Origin of the sequence: Streptomyces swartbergensis, assembly GCF_002148965.1 — a bacterium.
In the GTDB taxonomy this organism is placed as follows: domain Bacteria; phylum Actinomycetota; class Actinomycetes; order Streptomycetales; family Streptomycetaceae; genus Streptomyces; species Streptomyces swartbergensis.
The window spans coordinates 1-971 of record NZ_NGFN01000752.1; the positions used below are offsets into that span (position 1 = coordinate 1).

Consider the following 971-nt stretch of genomic DNA (forward strand, 5'->3'; position numbering starts at 1 on the left):
ACCCGGCCCCGGCTCGCTCAGTCCCCGCGCCCCACCAGGTTCGGGATCTCCTGCGTGGCGAACCACAGCAGCTCGTGGTCCTCCGCCCCGTCCACGACGAACTGCGCGTCGTCGTCCCCGCCGTCCGCCGCCGGCAGCGCCTCGGCCGCCGCCGTCACATCCGCCTCCGCGTCCGCCGCGTCGACATGCACGGATGCCGCCTTGGCCAGTGGTACGGCACCGGCGACCCGCACCTCTCCCAGCGCCGCCGGGTCGAGTCCCCGGTCGGGATCCGCGCTCGCGGTCCGGTCGGGCACGTCCACGGCCACCACGACCCGCCGCCGCGGCGCCTCCGGCTCGGCCGCCAGCAGCCGCAGCGAGGCCAGCGCGGCCCGGCTCAGCGCCGCGTACTCCAGTTCCTCGATGTCGTCGGAGAGGTACCACTCGCGCAGCCCGGGCGTCACGGCGTACGCGACGAACGGCCCGGCTCCCAGCTCACCCGTCCTGTACGCCTCGGCGAGACCGGGGAGGGTCAGGGGCACGTAGACACGCATGGCTGGCTGCTTCTTTCGTGGTCGTTTCATGCTCGGAGGGCTCCGGAGGGCCTTCAGGATACGTGCGGGGCGTCCCCTTTCGAGTTCCGTCCTGTGACCCCGGACGCGGCAACTCCAGGCCCGGCATTCACCCGGCGCATCCCCGCGCTGACCGGCTCCATGCCCTCCGCGCCACCCGGATAGGTGAATTCTCCGGCGCCCGCCACCCGAGGCCCGCTTCCTTGCCCTTGCCCCCGTCGGCCCCGTACAAGATCAGCAACCCGAAGTTACTCCCCGGTATCCACCGGGCCCACGAAACGGGGACCCCATGAACAAGGTCATGACCAGGGCACAACAGCGCCCGGCCGTCCGCCCACCAGCCCGCCGCGACCCACGCCGCCCCGGCGGCAGCGCCAACCCGCGCACACCCGGCAGCACGACCCCACGCACCCCCGGGAG

General features: G+C 73.5%; 1 protein-coding gene. It reads right to left on the minus strand.

Features of this window, described 5'->3' with window-relative positions:
• Nucleotides 1-17: 17 nt before the first annotated feature.
• Nucleotides 18-533 carry a DUF6912 family protein gene (locus CA983_RS44100; RefSeq protein ID WP_086606152.1) on the minus strand — a complete coding sequence of 172 codons (516 nt, stop codon included), beginning with the start codon at nt 531-533 and terminating at the stop codon, nt 18-20.
• Nucleotides 534-971: the final 438 nt, after the last annotated feature.

What these genes read in the sequence shown, in the direction of transcription:
- CA983_RS44100 (WP_086606152.1), bottom strand. Translation starts at nt 533, where the DNA reads ATGCGTGTCTACGTGCCCCTGACCCTCCCCGGTCTCGCCGAGGCGTAC.